Annotated in this window: 2 protein-coding genes; both read left to right on the top strand. The window is 43.6% G+C overall.

What is annotated here, in order from left to right; translation table 11 throughout:
* Positions 1–190 precede the first annotated feature (190 nt).
* Positions 191–370 (top strand): hypothetical protein, encoded by a 180-nt coding sequence (locus F6K53_RS37265; protein WP_143727925.1) that lies wholly within the window; start codon positions 191–193, stop codon positions 368–370.
* Between the two features lie 390 nt (positions 371–760).
* Complete coding sequence (locus F6K53_RS37260; RefSeq protein ID WP_293084628.1) at positions 761–2107, top strand: IS4 family transposase; 1347 nt, start codon at positions 761–763, stop codon at positions 2105–2107.
* Positions 2108–2496 lie beyond the last annotated feature (389 nt).

Raw genomic sequence — 2496 nt, 5'->3', positions numbered from 1 at the left:
CCTCTAATGAGGTACACAAGATTTTTTACCTATTCCCTCTTCCCCTCCTGGGAGGGGTTAGGGCGTGTTTTCAAAGTTTTCCGCAAGATTATGATCCCCCCCAGCCCCCCTTAAAAAAGCTATCCATTAGGCAAAAGTAGTCGAAACAGTGATAGAGACTAGGATTTAGGCAAGGATTGGGAGAGGAGTGGTGAGAGCCATTATTAAACTAACAGGGATTTCCCAAGACTGCGGTCGCAAAATCACAAACGCGATCGCAAAATCACAAACGCGATCGCAAAATCACAAACGCGATCGCAAAATCACAAACGCGATCGCAAAATCACAAACGCGATCGCCTACGGCAGCAGCTTGCGCTGATCGCACTTAAGTAGGGCTTGCTGCACAAGTATGGAAACTATACCAGACAGGGCTTTCAATCATTTTTACCCTGAAAAAGTGCCAGGATTTTGAGCCCATCGATACAAAAACCTGGCACCATCGTAGGGGAACACTTGGTTATATTCGGAATGTGAGGGAAAAATAAGCATATTTTTCAAGAGCTAGTTTCAGATCCGCAAATTTCCCCAAAGACTTGTGCAGCAAGCGATAGTGAACTCTTAACTTATTACTTATTACTTATTACTTATTACCCGAATCAATAGACTTATTCAGCAAGCCCTAAGTAGGAGCACCCTCACGGGAGTGGACAGGGAGGCATTGGTTATGAGAGTATCAGAGGAAAAAGTCAATCAGGAGATGAAGAAGAACAAATGAAGGATTGGATCAGCCAGGAAATAAATCCGAAATTTTTCAGGACATACGTCATGCCAAAAGATTGAGAAAGACACTTGTGGTCTTAAGCGAGCATCCAGGAGAAACAGTACCAAAAGCGAGTGGTAATGCGAGCAACAGCCAAAGTATTTACAGATTTTGGTCAAATGAGAAAGTGACAAGAACACAAATATTGGCTTCACACAAGGAAGGCGTAGTGAGGAGATGTGTGGAAGCAGGAGTAGTGCTGGCAATACAGGACACGACCGACTTGGAGTATACGACACATGAAGCCACAAAAGGTTTGGGATATATAAATCAGACCCTTCAACAAGGAATTAAAGTTCATAGCTGTATAGCGGTCAGTGCCAAAGGAAAACCATTAGGACTGCTACATCAACAGAGTTGGACCAGAAAGCACAGGAGTGGTTTGAAAAAAGAACGCAAGAAAAAAGCGATTCAAGAAAAAGAAAGTTATCGATGGTTAGAGACAGTTAAGGGAGCTGAAGAAGGACTAGCGGAAAAAGCCAAGCTCATACATGTTGCAGATCGTGAGGCTGATATCTTCGAGTTATTCGCCCAAAAGCGTTCTGCTAATAGCGAATTACTGATTCGAGGAGAGTATAATCGCAGGGTTAAAGAGGAGATGGGATATCTGTTACCGATGATTGAACAAAGACCAATTTTAGGTACAATGACCATCAACTTAGAGCGTAATCCCAAACGTCCAGCTCGTCAGGCATCATTACAAATCCGAGGGATAAGAGTCACTTTGGAAGTGCCTCAACATCATCCCAAACCCCACAATCTCCATCCAGTGGAAATCAACGTACTACTGGTAGAAGAAACTGAGAAACCGGCTGATGGTAGTCAACCCATTCGTTGGTTGTTGCTCACAACTCTACCAATTGACGACTTCCAAAAAGCTTGGCAATGCGTGCAGTGGTATAGTTATCGATGGCTCATCGAACGCTTTCACTTTACCCTTAAAAGTGGCTGTGGTATGGAAAAACTTCAACTTCAAACTAGAGAGCGTTTACTCAAAGCACTGGCTACTTATAACATTGTTGCTTGGCGATTAATGTGGTTAACTTATCAAGCTCGACTTAATCCCGATGCTTCTTGCCAAGTAGTTTTCTCTCCACAGGAATGGAAGCTCTTGCGACGTAAATTTCAACCCAAAAACCGCTCGAAAAAACCTCCTACTCTTCGCCAAGCTCTGATTTGGATTGCACGTTTGGGTGGATTTTTGGCCCGTACCGGAGATGGCGAACCTGGCTTGAAAACTCTCTGGCGAGGGCTTTCTACCTTTTACCATTTGTTTGAAGGTTCACAACTTGCTTCTACGTCCTAGTCTCTATCACTGTTTCGACTACTTTTGCCTAATGGATAGAGAATTGGGGGGCTAGGGGGGCAAAATTCAGTATCAAAAAACTTTTCAGATATCCTCTAAGCAGCTCGTGATTTGATTAGTATTTCGCCAACCAAGATCTTGCTGAAAGTAGTGCTTGGGTAGGTAAACTTCGACACAATCAGTGGTCAAGCTGCCATATTGGGTATTCAACTTTGCGTTTGATGTGACCAATATTGGGTTATAGTACGTGACGAACCTTAAGTAGTTTTCCCGATCGGTTGGCTAGCGAACAAACAATGATGATGAGAAGTTATCGGTCTATTCTGACTGTGATTCTGGCAATGGTGATGACCTTTTTGGTCAGCTGTGGTAGCCCAAGTGCCACCAAG

The organism is Moorena sp. SIO4A1 (assembly GCF_010672065.1).
Lineage (GTDB): Bacteria > Cyanobacteriota > Cyanobacteriia > Cyanobacteriales > Coleofasciculaceae > Moorena.
This window is presented reverse-complemented; position numbering and strand designations above follow the sequence as displayed.